The organism is Psychrosphaera algicola, assembly GCF_028401425.1.
GTDB classification, from domain to species: Bacteria; Pseudomonadota; Gammaproteobacteria; order Enterobacterales; family Alteromonadaceae; genus Psychrosphaera; species Psychrosphaera algicola.
This window is the reverse complement of record NZ_JAQOMS010000002.1, coordinates 3,428,231-3,444,695: the sequence shown is the minus strand read 5'-3', so window position 1 is coordinate 3,444,695 and position 16,465 is coordinate 3,428,231. Positions and strand designations below refer to the sequence as shown.

The 16,465-nt window shown below is 41.6% G+C and carries 15 protein-coding genes and 3 pseudogenes; 14 read left to right on the top strand and 4 right to left on the bottom strand.

Annotated elements, in window-relative coordinates; translation table 11 throughout:
- Positions 1-34: 34 nt before the first annotated feature.
- Together PN838_RS27560 and metE are read left to right on the top strand one after the other, a co-directional pair.
- Positions 35-907: pseudogene (locus PN838_RS27560) on the top strand (5-methyltetrahydropteroyltriglutamate--homocysteine S-methyltransferase); the annotation flags it as partial.
- Positions 908-1,010: 103 nt separating this feature from the next.
- Positions 1,011-2,324: a 5-methyltetrahydropteroyltriglutamate--homocysteine S-methyltransferase gene (gene metE / locus PN838_RS27555; protein ID WP_370661054.1), complete on the top strand. Its 1,314-nt coding sequence runs from the start codon at positions 1,011-1,013 to the stop codon at positions 2,322-2,324.
- Positions 2,325-2,436: 112 nt separating this feature from the next.
- Here metE and PN838_RS18875 read toward each other — a convergent pair whose 3' ends face one another.
- From PN838_RS18875 to PN838_RS18860, 4 genes are all read right to left on the bottom strand, one after another.
- Complete coding sequence (locus PN838_RS18875) at positions 2,437-2,820, bottom strand: hypothetical protein (RefSeq protein ID WP_272181637.1); 384 nt, start codon at positions 2,818-2,820, stop codon at positions 2,437-2,439.
- Positions 2,795-3,250, bottom strand: a complete 456-nt coding sequence (locus PN838_RS18870; RefSeq protein ID WP_272181636.1) for a hypothetical protein — start codon at positions 3,248-3,250, stop codon at positions 2,795-2,797. Before PN838_RS18870 ends, PN838_RS18875 begins: the two co-directional genes overlap by 26 nt.
- A gap of 69 nt (positions 3,251-3,319) precedes the next feature.
- Complete coding sequence (locus tag PN838_RS18865) at positions 3,320-4,768, bottom strand: FG-GAP repeat domain-containing protein (RefSeq protein ID WP_272181635.1); 1,449 nt, start codon at positions 4,766-4,768, stop codon at positions 3,320-3,322.
- Positions 4,769-4,791: 23 nt separating this feature from the next.
- The gene (locus PN838_RS18860; protein WP_272181634.1) at positions 4,792-5,130 is read right to left on the bottom strand and encodes a hypothetical protein; all 339 of its coding nucleotides are present in this window, start codon (positions 5,128-5,130) and stop codon (positions 4,792-4,794) included.
- A gap of 302 nt (positions 5,131-5,432) precedes the next feature.
- On the opposite strand from PN838_RS18860, the gene PN838_RS18855 reads away from it, so the two are divergent.
- From PN838_RS18855 to PN838_RS18805, 12 genes and pseudogenes are all read left to right on the top strand, one after another.
- A complete protein-coding gene (locus PN838_RS18855; protein ID WP_215962477.1) occupies positions 5,433-5,750 on the top strand; it encodes a hypothetical protein in 318 nt (105 codons plus the stop codon).
- Between the two features lie 67 nt (positions 5,751-5,817).
- Positions 5,818-6,434 (top strand): annotated as a pseudogene (gene gmk, locus PN838_RS18850) (guanylate kinase).
- A 107-nt stretch (positions 6,435-6,541) separates the two neighbouring features.
- Complete coding sequence (gene rpoZ, locus PN838_RS18845; RefSeq protein ID WP_215962479.1) at positions 6,542-6,814, top strand: DNA-directed RNA polymerase subunit omega; 273 nt, start codon at positions 6,542-6,544, stop codon at positions 6,812-6,814.
- Positions 6,815-6,918: 104 nt separating this feature from the next.
- Entirely contained in the window at positions 6,919-9,018 is a 2,100-nt protein-coding gene (gene spoT, locus PN838_RS18840; RefSeq protein WP_272181633.1) for a bifunctional GTP diphosphokinase/guanosine-3',5'-bis pyrophosphate 3'-pyrophosphohydrolase, read from the top strand.
- A gap of 13 nt (positions 9,019-9,031) precedes the next feature.
- Complete coding sequence (locus PN838_RS18835; RefSeq protein ID WP_215962481.1) at positions 9,032-9,421, top strand: RidA family protein; 390 nt, start codon at positions 9,032-9,034, stop codon at positions 9,419-9,421.
- Positions 9,422-9,428: 7 nt separating this feature from the next.
- Positions 9,429-10,211, top strand: a complete 783-nt coding sequence (trmH, locus tag PN838_RS18830; protein WP_215962482.1) for a tRNA (guanosine(18)-2'-O)-methyltransferase TrmH — start codon at positions 9,429-9,431, stop codon at positions 10,209-10,211.
- A 2-nt stretch (positions 10,212-10,213) separates the two neighbouring features.
- Positions 10,214-12,332, top strand: a pseudogene (gene recG / locus PN838_RS18825) (ATP-dependent DNA helicase RecG).
- 73 nt (positions 12,333-12,405) lie between these two features.
- Complete coding sequence (locus PN838_RS26605; protein ID WP_334313407.1) at positions 12,406-12,789, top strand: response regulator; 384 nt, start codon at positions 12,406-12,408, stop codon at positions 12,787-12,789.
- Positions 12,777-13,634 (top strand): diguanylate cyclase, encoded by an 858-nt coding sequence (locus PN838_RS18820; protein ID WP_334313406.1) that lies wholly within the window; start codon positions 12,777-12,779, stop codon positions 13,632-13,634. The genes PN838_RS26605 and PN838_RS18820 overlap by 13 nt, the downstream gene beginning before the upstream one ends.
- A 178-nt stretch (positions 13,635-13,812) precedes the next feature.
- Positions 13,813-14,295, top strand: a complete 483-nt coding sequence (locus tag PN838_RS18815) for a TonB-dependent receptor plug domain-containing protein (protein ID WP_272181632.1) — start codon at positions 13,813-13,815, stop codon at positions 14,293-14,295.
- The gene (locus PN838_RS18810; protein ID WP_272181631.1) at positions 14,262-15,419 is read left to right on the top strand and encodes a TonB-dependent receptor domain-containing protein; all 1,158 of its coding nucleotides are present in this window, start codon (positions 14,262-14,264) and stop codon (positions 15,417-15,419) included. Before PN838_RS18815 ends, PN838_RS18810 begins: the two co-directional genes overlap by 34 nt.
- Positions 15,407-16,189, top strand: coding sequence for a TonB-dependent receptor domain-containing protein (locus PN838_RS18805; RefSeq protein WP_272181630.1), 783 nt, complete (start codon positions 15,407-15,409; stop codon positions 16,187-16,189). The genes PN838_RS18810 and PN838_RS18805 overlap by 13 nt, the downstream gene beginning before the upstream one ends.
- The last annotated feature ends 276 nt before the right edge of the window (positions 16,190-16,465 follow it).

Sequence of the window (16,465 nt, the reverse complement as noted above, 5' to 3'; positions counted from 1 at the left end):
CATACTTCAAAATCATTTCAATTTAGAGGTATAGATGGCTAAATCACATTTATTGGGCGCGGCACGGATCGGTCCAAACAGAGAACTTAAATTTTCACTTGAATCATACTGGCGTGGCGACATTACTGCTGACGAACTGCAGTTAACGGCAAATACGATTCAACAACAAAACATTCAATCAACGGCAGATTTAAACTTCACCCAAGTGGGAGATTTTTCTTTTTACGACCACGTGCTCGATACCAGCTTTTTATTAGGTAACGTGCCGAAGCGGGCTCAAAACGACGATGATTCAAGACTCGACAATTACTTTAAAGTAGCCCGTGGCAAAGCGCGCAACCATAACAATTGCTGCACGCAAGCAGGTGAAATGACCAAGTGGTTCGACACCAACTACCATTACATCGTTCCAGAATTTGATCAAAACACTGAGTTTTCGTTAAACCCAGAACAACTCATTCGTCAAATCAATCAGGCCAAAGCATTAGGCTCAACGGTGAAACCTGTGATTTTGGGTCCGGTCAGTTATTTACATCTAGGAAAAAGCAAAGATCAGTGTGATAAATTGGCCTTATTAGACAAATTATTGCCTATCTACCAAGAACTCTTTGCGGTCATCGAACGCCACGGAATTGAATGGGTACAGATTGACGAACCCGCTTTAGTTGTTGATTTATCACCTGAGTGGCAACTTGCTTATCGCTATGCGTTTAATGCTCTAAAAACATCGTCACTGAAAATTTTGTTAACCACTTATTTTGGGCCACTGGGCACCAATCTCGATCTCGTTGCCACATTACCAGTCGCGGGTATTCACATCGACGTGACTCATGACATTGATGAAGCGTCATCGTTAGTGCAATCCCAGTCGGTTGACCAAGTATTGTCTCTTGGCGTGATTAATGGACGAAATATTTGGAAATCTGATCTCACAAAAATTTTAGACTCGATAGAACCTCTTGCCCATATGGAAACAAGACAACCTATGGTTAGCGCCAAGTTGCTCGTTATTGCACGTTCCTGTCACTCTCGCGAACGAAACGTCATTAGCGGACGAACTCATCGACTGGCTAGCCTTTGGCCAAGAAAAAATTGCCGAACTAGAATGTTTAACGCTGGCATTAAACAAAGGCCGCAATGCAGTTGCACAGCAACTAAAGGATAATGAAACAAGTCTGCTCCGTCGTCACCACTCTCCTTTAGTGACCAACCAAGACGTGCAAAACGCCCTAAGTAATATCAATACTCAACATTTAAATCGAATAAGCCCGCATGTCGAAAGACAAGCGATACAACAACAAAAACTTAAACTGCCGGCGTTCCCCACAACAACCATAGGGTCATTTCCGCAAACCGCTGATATTCGTCAAACCCGCAACCAGTATAAGCGCGGTAAAATCGACCACGCTGAATACGTAACAAAAATGCAGCAGGAAATTGAATCGGTTATTCAATACCAAACCGATTTAGACCTCGACGTATTAGTGCACGGCGAACCTGAGCGTAATGACATGGTTGAATACTTTGGTGAGTTGCTCGAAGGTTTTGCTCAAACTCAACTGGGCTGGGTACAAAGTTACGGTTCTCGTTGTGTAAAACCGCCAATTTTATTTGGTGATGTTTACCGTAGCCAACCATTAACAACGCAGTGGGCTGAATACGCGCAGTCGTTAACAAACAAGCCAGTTAAGGGCATGTTAACGGGGCCTGTGACTATTTTGAACTGGTCGTTTGTTCGTGATGATCAAGCCTTATCTACCACTTGCTATCAGATTGCGTTGGCAGTTAAAGAAGAAGTACAGGCGCTGGAGCAATTAGGCATTAACATAATTCAAATAGATGAAGCGGCACTAAGAGAAGGATTGCCTCTGCGTAAAAATGACTGGCAGCACTACTTAGACTGGTCAGTAAATGCATTTAAATTATGTGCCCGTGATGTCGCTAATTCAACACAAATACATACTCACATGTGTTACTCAGAATTTGATGACATTATCGATGCAATCGCGCATATGGACGCCGATGTGATTACGATTGAATCGTCTCGTTCAGACAATGAGTTGTTGCAAACTTTTGAACGTTTTCAATATCCAAATCAAATTGGCCCTAGGGTTTACGATATTCATTCACCTAATATCCCAACGCTGGAAAGTATCCAGACGTTGATCAAAAAGGCGACGACAATATTTGACCGTGACCAGATATGGATCAATCCCGATTGCGGACTAAAAACCCGTCGGTGGGAAGAAGTAAAACCGGCATTAGAAAACATGGTAAAAGCAGCCAAGTCACTGCGTAACCCTTCAGTGGTAATCGCGGACTAATCAAAGAACACAAAAAAACCGTACTGTTTTAACAATCCAGTACGGTTTTTCCGTTTAGTTATGTATTAATGGATAAACTGGCTATTTCAATTAGTAAAATATCAACACCAGTTTATTTGGTCGAAATAGCAACCAGCGCGCTCCAACGTCGTCTAAATCCGACAATCCCTAAGGCAAATATCAAATAACCTATCGACAAACTTAATCCAAATTTAGGGCTTGAGTCATCCTTTTCGTCTGCCTCGTCGGGTGTTTCTTCATCTGGGGTTTCAACAACAACGTCGACCACAACAGTTACATCTTTGTAAACGGTAAACTGACCATCATTTACAACCAATCGAAATTTCAGCAACACAGATTCGTCACTTTCAGGCGCAATAAAACTGGGCGTTAACGTATCATCATCAATAAGTTCCACTGACGGCCCCGTGGCTTGCAACCAATTAAAGACTAACTCATCATCATCGGCATCAAAAATTACCCCAGCTAACCACACTTGTTCGCCAAGGTCGCGCTGTTAGTGTCTCTCCTAGCTCGATTGTCGGAAGGTTATACCCCGGAATATTAGTGCCGATAGGAAATACATTGATGTCATATAATTGCTCTGCCAAAGATCGCCCATCACTCGCCACCAACTTAAATTGCAAGACTTGATGTTCGTCAACACTTGGCGCAACAAACTCTAACTCTTGTCCTAATTGCCGTAAAATATTAGCGTCTGGACCACTAAGCTGTTGCCATTGAAATGTTATCGGATCGTCTTCGGGATCGGAGACTTCAGCGATTAACAGGTATTTGACATTGCTCACCAAATTCACTTCTTCGGCTGGCACAAAAACAGGCACCGTATTGTCACGTTTGACGACGTTTACTGTAAGACCTGATTGATTATCAAACACATCGAAATATGAGGCTGAACTTTGCACCAGAACATCTAGGTCTTGATCGCCGTCAACATCGGTAAAATGCGGGAAGACATTGCCTTCAAATTGCCCCTAGTTAAATGGGTTCAACAATCCTTCGGATTTAAATAAGGGCTGGGTTACCGTGCCGAGGTTTTTATAATAAATCAGTCGACCTGAGTCGCTGCCTACGAGCAGATCAACGTCGCCGTCGGTATCAAGATCAGCAAACGCCAAACCTAAAACATTGCCCACTAAACTTAAGTCAATTAACGTTTGGTTTTGCAGTTCAAATACGGCATTGCTAACACTGCCTGTATTTTCGTAATAAAATAATTCGCCGTCACTGTTGGTAATATACAAGTCGAAGTCTAAATCATTATCAGCATCGACTAATGTCGGTCTGGCCCCAGCGCCAACGTCAATAAACCGGCCGGGGTTTTCTCGGCCAATTTTACTGACAAAAGTGAGTGCCCCACCGTCGGTGGTATTTTCAAAATAGCTCAAAAAACCAGACTGATTTCCCACGAGCAAGTCGTTGTCACCATCATTATCTAAATCAGCAGCAAAAGGCACGGCATCTGATCCAACATCAAACTGCGCTAACGCTCCATTAGCTGTACTTTGCCAGTCAAGCATCGCGCTGGCGTTGTTGATATATACCGCGAGTTGTCCATCGCTTTGGCCAACCACTAAATCAACCAAATTGTCGTCATTTATGTCAGTTAAATGAGTGTTCGAGTCATTTGTTAATGTAAAGCTTGGCTGATACTGATCATTTTCAATCATATCTAAACTGTTTATGAGCCTAATAACTTTGTTGTTTTGGTCCACTAACTCAAAATAAATCAAACGACTTTCGACCGGTAAAATTGCACTATTGCGATAGCTAATGGCCGACAAAATGACATTTGCAGCGTCTGGCGTCGTAAACTCATTAAAGGTAATTTCTAACGGTGCACCCGCTTCGCCTTTTTTGCTCGGTGTGATTTGGGCAACAATTTCCCCCATATAAATGACCTGACCGGTTTGCGACAACACAGTTAATTCTGCGGACAGATCACTTTCCAATACAATTGAGTCTTCCGGTAAGTGGCCCCAAATTGTCAAAACTTGACCAGCAAATTGTGCGTCGGGCTCAACCCAAGTAAGACTTTTAAACAGTGGCGAGCTTTCACCATTGCTGGCGTCAACTTCGTAAATAACAATAGGTGCAAGACCTGTGAAATACCCTAATTCTTGGCGGTTTAAGACCGAAAAGTTAACGGCTAATTGCCCAACATTGCCATTTATATCTTCAGCTAAAACAATCAGCTCATAATCATTATTCGCGTCTTGGTCCTGTGGTTGTTCAAAGTTTAAGGTGAATATCGGCGTGACCTGAAAGTCCTCCGACAACAAAAACAACTCGGCGTCTGCACCAGCAATTGAAAACGTAAATTCGTCGCCGTCTTCATCACTTGCCGCTAAACCAAAACTAAAATTGGTGTCTTCATAGGCCGAATAGTTGTTGTTGATTGAAATCACGGGTGCTTCATTCACATTAATAACGATGATTTGAATGTCTATGGCTGACGGATTTCCTGGCTGTCCCTTGCATTTACCCTCAAGCTGTAAACATTATTGTGGGTATTGTCGCCGGGCTGCTCATAATTTGGGGCTTGGGAAAACGTTAGCTGGCCTGAATTTAAGTCGAATAAGTCGCCATCTTCACCTTCTAGACTAAGCGTTTTAGTGCCATTAAATTCATCATCAATGATAAAATTGGCAACAAACGTGCTGTTTTCATCTACATCAATTTGAGCGCTGCCGGAGACGTCACGCGGGACATCTGAAGGCGCAGCAACAAGTGGCTTAATGCTCAAAATCACGAGGAGAATGACCAGTAACAATTTATTCGGCATAAAACATCTTCACCATCTAAGTATTAACTGTCGACTAATTCAAACAGCTTATTTAAAAAATGACACAACTGAGCCTGCGATAGACTCCAGAAAATATCTAGGGATTACACAAAAGATACGTTTTAGTGCAATCCACTTGGTTAAAACTCTGATAAAAGATCAGCTTATTAGCTATTATCGACCGCTAACGCTAAAAAGTGAATGTGATATTATTCACCCCCAAATTTCTTTTCAGTCTTGCATTTGGCACAAATTGGCCTTTAAATGCATTACTATTAACTGAATTTGTTAACGAGAAACGTATGTTTAAATTAATTCTGAAAATCGCCGTTGTATATTTAGTTCTTCAATACGGTTTAAAAGTCGATATTAATGGTTATGTAAAACCTTATATTGAGCCGCTTTGGGCTGAAGCACAGGATAACATGCCAGAGTCGGCTAAAATGTTGTTAGAAAAAGCAGAACCATTAGCGGATGCCGCGGTAGATAATCCACTTGTTGGTTATGTTACCGAACGAGCTCAGGCACTTGATGAAGCTAAAGCGAGCGTCAAAGCGCTAGAAGAAAAAATGAAAGAGATGCAAGAAGCCGCTGACAAAGCAGCCGATGGCGGAAATTAAGTTCATCATTTAAATAGATGATATACTGACGCGCTTTAAAATAGTCCAATTCAAAAGAACGAGTAATATGAAAGGTAATTTGTTCATCATTTCCTCACCAAGTGGTGCGGGTAAATCAAGTTTGATCAGCGCATTGTTAGCAAAACATGACGATATGAAAGTATCTGTGTCTCATACAACACGCGCGCCAAGACCCGGTGAAGTTGACGGTGTTCACTATCACTTTTGTGATAAAGATGAATTTAAAGCGGTTATTGAGCAGAATGGTTTTTTGAATGGGCTGAAGTATTTGGCAATTTTTATGGCACCTCTAAACAAGCGATAATTGATCAACTTGACCAAGGCATTGACGTATTTTTGGATATTGATTGGCAAGGCGCGCAGCAGATGCGCAAGTTAGTGAGCGAAGTTATTTCGGTGTTTATTTTACCACCATCAAAAACTGAACTGGAAAATCGCCTTAATAAACGCGGCCAAGATTCACAAGACGTGATCGCCAAACGCATGGACAAAGCGCAAAGCGAAATGTCTCACTATGACGAATATGGATTTGTTTTAATAAACGATGATTTTGATACCACTTTGGCTCAATTGGAGTCCGTTGTACTCGCACATCGGTGCAGAAAAGCAAACCAACAAATTAAACATCAATCCTTGTTAAATGATCTGTTGGCTAAAAGCTAACCTTAGTGTAATATTACGCCCCTTAAAAAATTTTTAACTTAGTGCAATTTTTGCGTTAAGTGTTGAAGTGAATAATCCGCAAAATGCGGTAAAACTGGAGATTGTAAATGGCTCGCGTAACTGTAGAAGACGCTGTTGATAAAATTGGTAACCGTTTTGATTTGATTTTAGTTGCATCACGCCGCGCGCGTCAGTTAGCAACTGGAGGCAAAGAGCCGTTAGTAGATGCTGGTCTAGATAAGCCAACTGTAACTGCTCTACGTGAAATCGAAGCTGGTTTGATCACAAACGAAGTAATGGATCTGCAAGATAACGAAGCAGAACATGTTCGTGAAGCGGAAGAAATGGCAGCTGTTGCCGCTATCGTTGGTAACGAATAGTAGAAAAACTTTATCGCCAACGTGTAACTTCACGTTGGCTTTACCCCTCAAACATCGTATATTTTAAATAATTCCATCCACCATCTTTTTGAACTGATTAATTAGTGTACTTATTTGAAGGCTTAAAACAAAAGATCTGCGAATACTTGCCGACCGAGCAAGTTAAAATCATTCAGCGTGCCTATGTTGTTGCGCGAGATGCGCACGAAGGCCAAATGCGTTCGAGTGGCGATCCATATATCACCCACCCTGTGGCTGTCACAGTGCTACTTGCAGACATGCGTCTTGATCATGAAACATTAGCCGCAGCGTTAATGCACGATGTTATCGAAGATACACCAGTAACCAAAGAAGAGTTAGCTGGCGAATTTGGCGATACCATTGCCGATTTAGTTGAAGGTGTTTCTAAACTCGACAAACTTCATTTTAAAGACAAAAAAGAATTCCAAGCCGAAAATTTTCGAAAAATGATCATGGCGATGACTCAAGATATTCGAGTCATATTAATTAAATTGGCAGACAGAACGCACAACATGCGTACCTTAGGATCACTAAAACCTGAGAAAAAACGTCGCATCGCCAAAGAAACTTTAGAAATCTACGCGCCAATTGCTAATCGCTTGGGTATTCACGAATTTAAAAACGAATTGGAAAATCTTGGTTTTCAAGCCCTGTATCCAATGCGTGCGCGGGCCTTATCCGCTGCGGTAAAACAAGCCCGCGGCAATCGTAAAGAAATCATTCAGAATATTCAGGAAGAAATTGAAACCCGACTCCAAGAAGTTGGGATTGCTGGTAATGTGCTGGGTCGCGAAAAACATTTATTTAGTATTTATCGGAAAATGTTGAACAAAGAATTGATGTTCAACGAAGTCATGGACATTTATGCCTTCCGAATTGTCGTTAACGACATCGACACGTGTTACCGTGTCATCGGCGTAATGCATAATCTTTATAAACCTATTGAAACTCGTTTTAAAGACTATATTGCGATCCCAAAAACCAATGGTTATCAGTCACTGCATACCTCTTTGGTTGGTCCTCATGGCATTCCAATTGAAATACAAATTCGTACAAGTGAGATGGATCAGTTAGCTGACCGAGGTGTTGCAGCACATTGGGCATATAAAGGTGAAGGTGAAACCACCGGCAATACATCGCAACAACGTGCGCGCCAATGGATGCAAAGCTTATTAGAGTTGCAGCAAAGCGCAGGTTCGTCATTTGAATTTATTGAAAACGTAAAAACAGATTTATTCCCTGAAGAAATTTATGTCTTTACTCCTGATGGTAAAATTCATGAATTACCTATGGGGGCAACGCCTGTAGATTTTGCCTACAGTGTACATACCGATGTCGGTAATACATGTATCGGCGCTAAAGTTGACCGCAAACATCATCCGTTAAGTAAAGCATTAGATTCTGGCCAAACTGTTGAGGTTATGACCTCCAAAAACGGTAAGCCGAATGCCACTTGGCTCAACTTTGTAACAACCGCCAAAGCGCGCTTGGGGATCAGAAATTACCTCAAGCACCAACGTCGTAACGAAGCCATTAATTTAGGCAAACGTCTGCTAAATTCAGCATTGGGCGAACTCAATATCGAAGATATTGAAGAAGATAACAAAATACAGCTATTAAAAGATCTGCATTTAAAATCAATGGATGATCTGTACCGAGAAATTGGTTTAGGTAATTTGATGGGGCTAAGTGTTTGTAACCGTTTGCTAAATTCTGACGAGCAAGACGACGAAACAATGGCAAAAGATCATACTCCAATTGCCGGCGCTCACGGCATGTTGGTCACGTATAGTAAATGTTGTCACCCTATATTCGGTGATGAGATTGTTGCGCACGTGTCACAAGGCAAAGGGCTTACCATTCATCGCGAAGACTGCCCGAACTGTCGTCATTGGGAAAAAGAACCCGCAAAATTCTTTAAAGTGAAGTGGGATACAAATACCGACCGTGAATATGTCACGACACTTAAAATTGAATTAATCAATCATCAGGGCGCGCTAGCGAAAGTCACTCACTTGATTTCTAAGAGTAATTCCAATGTTGAACACATCAACACTGAAGAAAAAGATTCCAATTTATATGTGATCACCGCCGATGTAACGGTCAAAGACCGTATCCACTTAGCCCGATTGATTAAAAAACTTAGAACGATGCCAGATGTTCAACGCATCAGTAGAAAATAAATAAGGAACGAACATGACTCGAGTAGTTATCAGTACAGACAACGCACCAGCGGCGATTGGCACGTACAATCAAGCGATTAAAACGGGCACAACAGTATATTTGTCAGGTCAAATTCCGTTGGTACCAGAAACAATGGAAGTGATCTCTGAAGATTTTGAACAACAAGCAGAGCAAGTTTTTAAAAACTTAGCCGCGGTTTGTGAAGCAGCCGGCAGTTCACTTGGTGACGCAGTTAAGCTCAATATCTTTCTAACCGATTTAGGTCAGTTTGCGAAAGTAAATGAAATCATGGCCAAATTTGTTGCTGAACCTTTCCCAGCAAGAGCCGCGGTTCAGGTATCTGCTTTGCCAAAAGGCGTACAAATTGAAATCGACGGTATTCTAGAATTAGCAGACTGCTAATCCTCCTATGACCCCAGAAAGATTTAAACGGATCACTGATCTGCTCGATAAACGCCAGACAGATTTAACCGTATGTATGGAGCAGGTCCATAAAACCCATAACTTATCAGCTATAATTCGTACGGCGGATGCCGTCGGCATCCACAATATCCATGCGATTTATACGACCGAAAGTCGGTGGCTTAGTGGTGGCCGTGCCTCTGGTAGCCAAAAGTGGGTGAAAGTAACCGAACAGCCTGATACCACAACAGCGATTAATCAGTTTAAGCAACAAGGCATGCAAGTACTTGCAACTAACTTGTCTGATAAAGCAGTGGATTTTCGTGATATCGACTATACAAAACCGACGGCACTGATCTTAGGACAAGAGCGGGATGGCATTTCTGAACAGGCATTAGAAATGGCCGACCACCATATTGTTGTGCCTATGTATGGCATGGTTGAATCACTCAATGTCAGTGTTGCAGGCGCATTAATAATGTACGAAGCACAACGGCAACGTCGAGAAGCGGGAATGTACAACCAGTCGCGAATCGACAAATCGATTCGTCATCAAATGTTGTTCGAAGGTGGGCATCCAATTTATGCCGAGTTATGTGTTCGCACACAAACGCCATATCCCCCACTAGATGAATACGGCCAAATTGCAGCAGACCCAGATTGGTATCAAACGTTGAAGCAACGTTTTGCATTATTGAGCCCGGAACAAAAATCGAAACGTGTGGACTTTACCCATAGCGATCAGCAGTTTGAACTCGATCCTTTACCAATGCCTGATAAGCGTAATTAACGATGCGTATTTCTTCGTTAGCATCTGTTCCAGTAACGACATTAAAAGGCATAGGGCCTAAAGTTGCTGAAAAACTAACGAAGATCCATATCTACTCAATTGAAGATGCCCTATTCCATCTCCCGATCCGTTACGAAGACCGTAGCCGCATAGTCCCCATTTCAAATACAGTTGTAGGGACTCATGTTTCTGTTGTGGGCGAGGTGATCAATAGCCAAATTCAGTTTGGTCGTAAACGCATGTTATTGGTTAAAATTGCCGATAAAACGGGTGGCATGACGTTACGATTTTTCAATTTTAGTGCAGCACAAAAAAATCAGCTCGAACCCGGCACGTGGTTAAAATGTTTTGGCGAAATTAAAGGTGGCCGCAGTGGCCCTGAAATTATACATCCAGAATATAAGTCCATAACCCCTGACGCGCCTATTGAATTAGAAGAAACGTTGACGCCAATTTACCCCACAACCGAGGGGTAAAACAAGCAACTTTGCGCATGATCACTGAACAAGCCCTTCTACGTTTGCAAAAGTATCAAGTGACAGAGCTTATTGAACCAAGCTTGATGCCATTTTCATTTACCATCAAACAAGCACTCGAACTTTGCCATCGACCACCCGTAGACACGCCTTATCACTTGTTAGAAGACGGCATTCACCCAGCACAACAACGTCTAGCGCTAGAGGAATTGGTGAGTCACCAAATTAGTATGTTGTCGCTCAAGCGAAAGGTTCAGGCAGATAAAGCCACCAAATTTACGCCAAACGATGCACTGCACAATCAATTTATTGCGACATTACCCTTTACGCCAACCGGCGCTCAACAACGAGTTGTTGCGCAAATTAAAGCGGATCTCGCGCTTCCGCAACCAATGTTACGACTTGTACAAGGCGATGTTGGATCGGGTAAAACGTTAGTCGCCGCCCTTGCAGCTTTAAGTGTTATTCAACAAGGTCATCAAGTCGCCTTAATGGCCCCCACTGAAATATTGGCTGAACAACATTGGATCAATTTCCGCAATTGGTTTGCGCCTCTTGGCATCGAAGTCGCGTGGATTGCGGGTAAGGCAAAAGCGACTGAAAAAAACTCGCATTAGAAGTGATTGGCAATGGTCAGGCTAAAATGATCATTGGGACCCACGCGATATTTCAAGACAGTGTTGAGTTTCACCAACTATCCATGATCATCATTGATGAACAACATCGCTTTGGTGTTCACCAACGACTTGAACTTAGAAATAAAGGCGTTTGGCACGATGCAGGTCATACTTACTTTCCGCATCAATTAGTAATGACCGCAACCCCAATTCCACGAACGCTAGCAATGACGGCCTACGCCGATTTAGATTGTTCGGTTATTGACGAGTTACCACCGGGGCGAACTCCGGTTACGACTGTAGCAATGCCTAATACGAAGCGCGATAGCGTTATTTCGAGGGTGGAAGAAGTGTGCAAAACAACCGGGCAACAGGCTTATTGGGTCTGTACTCTGATTGAAGAAAGTGAAGTTTTGCAATGCCAAGCTGCTGAAGAAATTGCTATCGAGTTGCAACAAGCCTTGTCAAATCTAACCGTAGGTCTTGTCCACGGAAGAATGAAAGCGGACGAAAAACAGCACGTAATGGAGCAGTTTAAAGCAGGGGCAATCAACCTACTAGTTGCAACAACCGTTATTGAAGTTGGCGTTGACGTTCCGAATGCCAGTTTAATGATAATTGAAAACCCTGAACGCTTAGGGTTAGCGCAATTACACCAATTACGTGGCCGAGTTGGCCGCGGTGCGTTAAAGTCGCACTGTGTTTTGTTATATAACCCGCCTTTAACTCAGACGGCACAAAAACGATTAGCCGTTTTGCGCGAATCTAATGATGGCTTTGTCATTGCGCAAAAGGATTTGGAAATACGTGGTGCCGGGGAAATATTAGGAACAAAACAAACAGGCCTCGCCGACTTTAAAATTGCCGATATAGAGCGCGATGCAGAGCTTATTCCAACCGCGGCAAATATTGCAAAGCACATAGTATTAGAATCTCCCAAAGAAGCCGAACAGTTAATGACTCGATGGCTTGGGGAAAAAACCTTTACGGTTACGCATAAAAGAAATTGCCCTGCCGATACAATCTAATCTTGTCTTCGCCTTGCTGTTCTCTTTTTATAGTGCTTAACTCTAACTTAGCGTAGTAAAAATTATTAAGTCTATGAACAAAATATTAATCGTCGAAGACAGTTTACCTATTATTCAGTTGCATTCTTTTTTAGTTAAAAAGGCGGGATTTGAACCTGTAACTGCAACAACGTTTGAAGAGCTCAAAAACCTCAAAGTTGCTCTGAATGAGTTCTTTTGCGCAATAATAGACTACAGTCTGCCGGACGCGCCGGATGGCGAAGCAATTCATTATCTACTTGAGAACAAAGTTCCCGGCATTGTTATGACCGGTATGTTAGATGATGACATTCGCGACAAAATGCTGAAATTGCCAATCATTGATTACATCACCAAGGAAAGTAAACAAGCCTACAATTATTTGCACAATCTAATTTTAAGACTCCAAAAAACGAAAGAGTTAAAGTGCTTGTCGTAGACGATTCTCAAAGCGCACTTAGCTTTTTACGTCGATTGTTAGTGCGACATAACTACAAAGTGTTAACCGCAAATAGTGGTTCAAAAGCATTAGAACAACTCAAAGCCAATCCCGACATTAAGCTTGTAATTACTGATAAAGAAATGCCAAATATGAACGGCCTAGAGCTTTGTAACGAGATCAGAGCAATACACAATAAAGATGAAATTAGCATCATTGGTATTTCTGGCGCTGACAATCCGTCGTTAACGGCAAAGTTCATTAAAAATGGTGCAAATGACTTTTTGAAAAAACCATTTTGTCCTGAAGAGTTTTATTGCCGTGTTCAGCAAAATATTGAATATATTGAAAATATCGAAACCATCACCCGACAAGCCAATACCGACTTTTTAACGGCTTTGTATAATCGAAGATACTTTTTTGAGTCTTTGGCACACTTAGTTAAATCAAAAGAGAATCAAACTTTAGCAATGTTAGATATCGACTTTTTTAAATCGATAAATGACAACTACGGACACGAAGTTGGCGATGTTGTACTAAAAGAAGTTTCCAGCCTACTCGCCAAACACTTTTCTGGACAACTCGTTGCACGATTAGGTGGCGAAGAGTTTAGTGTCCACTTTGGCTCAATGCCTATAGATGAAGCGGAAGATTTATTGGAAGACTTGAGGCTTGAGCTTGCTGCGATGTCGATCAATGCCAATGGTCAAAATGTGTCTTGTACAATAAGCATCGGCTTAACTTGCGGAGTATTTGCTAGCCTTGACCAATTAATCAATCGGGCTGACGAGCTACTTTACGAAGCAAAAGACACAGGCAGAAATAGAATTGTCGCTAATCAATAACACTTATGTGTCATTTTATCTAATTTGTTTGCCCTCACTGTAATTTTAAATTCGATAATAAAATATCTAAATTGTTGTTTAGTTTAGATATTTTATATTATTGGATATCAAATCAACTTACTATTCTGCTAATGTCAACTATACTTTATATTCATAATTTTCTAGGATTTTTTCGCACATGAGAATTCGTCACGTCATTGCTTGCCCTGCATTGTTTTTTTGCAATGTCATTCACGCTGTGGATAAACACGAACTGGAACATATTGAAGTAACAGCCCAAAAACGAGTGGAATCGGTGCAGCAAGTGCCAATTTCAATTACGACTTTGAGCCGCGCTCAACTGACTAAAATGTCGATCACTCAATCCCAAGATATTGCGGAATTAATCCCAAATGTAAATACCACCCGAGCGATCAGTGGCATGCATAATTATTTTATTCGTGGCATAGGGCTTGATGATTTTAATTTGTCCTCGGTTTCTGCTGTTGGCCTTTATATTGATGACGTAGCAATTAACAACCCGATGTTAGCGGCATTTACATTAAATGATATTGAACGCGTTGAAGTATTACGTGGCCCACAAAACACCCTTTATGGTAAAAATACAACTGGGGGGCAATTAAATTTATGTCCACGTCCCCTCAACTTGAATCCGACTTAAACGGCTTTGCTAGGCTTTCCATCGGCAGTTTTAATCGTCGATTTTTTGATATCGCAAGCGATATATTTATAAACGACACAACAGGACTTAGGCTGTCCTTCTTTAATCACACCGCAGACGGCCAAGTGACCAGTAAACAACTTGGTAATAATACTGAGTATAACGACGTTAATAAACAAGGGTTTCGAGCACATCTTCGACATCAATTTAGTCAAAATATTCAGCTAGATATGAGTATTTACGGCGGTGCACAGGATCAAATATCCGCCGTGAAGACGCTGGTTTCAGGCACAGACGAACAACCCACAATCGATATAGATAATATTGACTTAGCTTACAATCAGTCACGTATTATCGACCCAAGAAATGACATCACCGCCTTTGGTGGATATTTCAAACTTAATTGGCAACTTAGTTCAATGGAATTTAACTCAATTACATCGTTTGAAACCGTTGAATCTGAGCGCATGGATGACTGGGGATCACAAAATATACCTTCAGCGATTTTCCAAGCCCTCACTTATAACTCAACGGACACCAATAATTTATCCTATGAATTTCAACTGCTATCGACCAATCAAAAATCCGCTTGGTTGGTTGGTTTGGCCTTCAATAAAGATACAGGCGACCTAGCACAGGCCGCTTATATTGACCCCGGCACTCAAGGCCGACCAGACGACGCAATCGATGATGCTGGAGGGGGCCCTTTATTTGATAGAGCCGCAATTGTAGAAACCAATACAACAACCACATCAATTTATGGCCAATACTCACAATCTTTGACGGAAAAACTACAGTTTACCGGCGGCTATCGCTGGACCCATCAAGGGTTAGCACCTACTGTGAATTCCGCTGGTATGATGATGGATGATCCCGCTAACCCTTTTCCACTAGGTACTTTGGGTTGGTACAGTTTAGGTAATCCTAACTTTAATATTTATCAAGATTATGTTGGGTTTAAAGAATTAAACCAATTTGTAATCGCGAACAATGGCTACGGTGGCTCTGCAAATATTGATGAGTCATTTTCCGAATGGGGTGGCAAACTGGCGCTTGATTATCAAATAATTGATGACACTTTGTTATACGCCTCAATTTCGCGGGGTTCAAAATGGGCGCGGTAAATTCTAACCCGACAACCATAACATTCAACAAATTACTCGATAAAGTCGTTCTCCCTGAAACACTAATTACGCTAGAAGCTGGGTGGAAGTCGCAGTTTTTAAACAATAGATTGCGGATTAACGGCGCAGTTTTTACCAACAACTGGCAGAATTATCAGTTTTACCTAGTGTATAATCCAGGTAATCCGGCGGAGCTTTATGCGTCGCTCGTTAACTTACCTGAAGCTAAGTCAACGGGTGCTGAGGTAGAAGTTGACTGGCTGATTGCCGCCAATTTACAGGCTAAATTAGGTATCGGTTGGTTAGATACTGAAGTGACTGATGCTAAGTTAGATGTGAGCCATTTACCGCAGAGTCAACAGGTGGGGTTTCAGAACCAAGTTGTTGCTGGCAACAAACTAACAAATGCGCCAGAATTAACATTAAATGGCTCAATTGAGAAAACAATTGAATTTTCTCAAAGTGAATTAGAATTGCGGCTACACTTAAGTTATGCCGAACAACATATCCATGCATTGGCTGGTGAAAATAGCACGATTTGGCAAGCAAACTTTTCAGAGCCGGCCGTCACATTGCTAAATACCAATGTAAATTATTCCTTTGGCCATGACAGACAGTACCAGTTAAATTTGTGGGTAAAAAACTTAACTGATGAACAATTTTGTAGTGAACGTGCGACTGTCCCGGGCACGTCTACCGAATTGGTAAGGCTATGCGCGCAAAGCCACCCTAAAACAATTGGAATAACACTTGAATACTTATTTGATTAGAATGCTAAATGAAATACTTTAATTTACAAAAACATTCCTCAAAAATATTGACGCTAATTGTCTTTTTATTGGGCCTTGCTAGTACTTTTTATCTCTATGATTTAAAGCAAGCTCAAGAGCGTATGAATGCAAATGTCGAATTTCAATCACAGGCAAACTTGCGAGCTAGAGATATATCCTCAGAGTTTAATCGATCTTTTTTCAAGTTACATCTGTTGCCAATCTATTTGCATCTTCCAATTGGGTAAATTATGTCGAGTTTTCCAATTTCATCGA

Excerpts from the sequence above, each read along its gene's own strand:
- rpoZ (WP_215962479.1), top strand. The coding sequence starts at position 6,542 with ATGGCTCGCGTAACTGTAGAAGACGCTGTTGATAAAATTGGTAACCGT.
- PN838_RS18815 (WP_272181632.1), top strand. The coding sequence starts at position 13,813 with ATGAGAATTCGTCACGTCATTGCTTGCCCTGCATTGTTTTTTTGCAAT.
- PN838_RS18805 (WP_272181630.1), top strand. The coding sequence starts at position 15,407 with ATGGGCGCGGTAAATTCTAACCCGACAACCATAACATTCAACAAATTA.
- PN838_RS18860 (WP_272181634.1), bottom strand. The coding sequence starts at position 5,130 with ATGCCGAATAAATTGTTACTGGTCATTCTCCTCGTGATTTTGAGCATT.
- PN838_RS26605 (WP_334313407.1), top strand. The coding sequence starts at position 12,406 with ATGAACAAAATATTAATCGTCGAAGACAGTTTACCTATTATTCAGTTG.
- PN838_RS18835 (WP_215962481.1), top strand. The coding sequence starts at position 9,032 with ATGACTCGAGTAGTTATCAGTACAGACAACGCACCAGCGGCGATTGGC.
- trmH (WP_215962482.1), top strand. The coding sequence starts at position 9,429 with ATGACCCCAGAAAGATTTAAACGGATCACTGATCTGCTCGATAAACGC.
- PN838_RS18855 (WP_215962477.1), top strand. The coding sequence starts at position 5,433 with ATGTTTAAATTAATTCTGAAAATCGCCGTTGTATATTTAGTTCTTCAA.
- PN838_RS18810 (WP_272181631.1), top strand. The coding sequence starts at position 14,262 with ATGTCCACGTCCCCTCAACTTGAATCCGACTTAAACGGCTTTGCTAGG.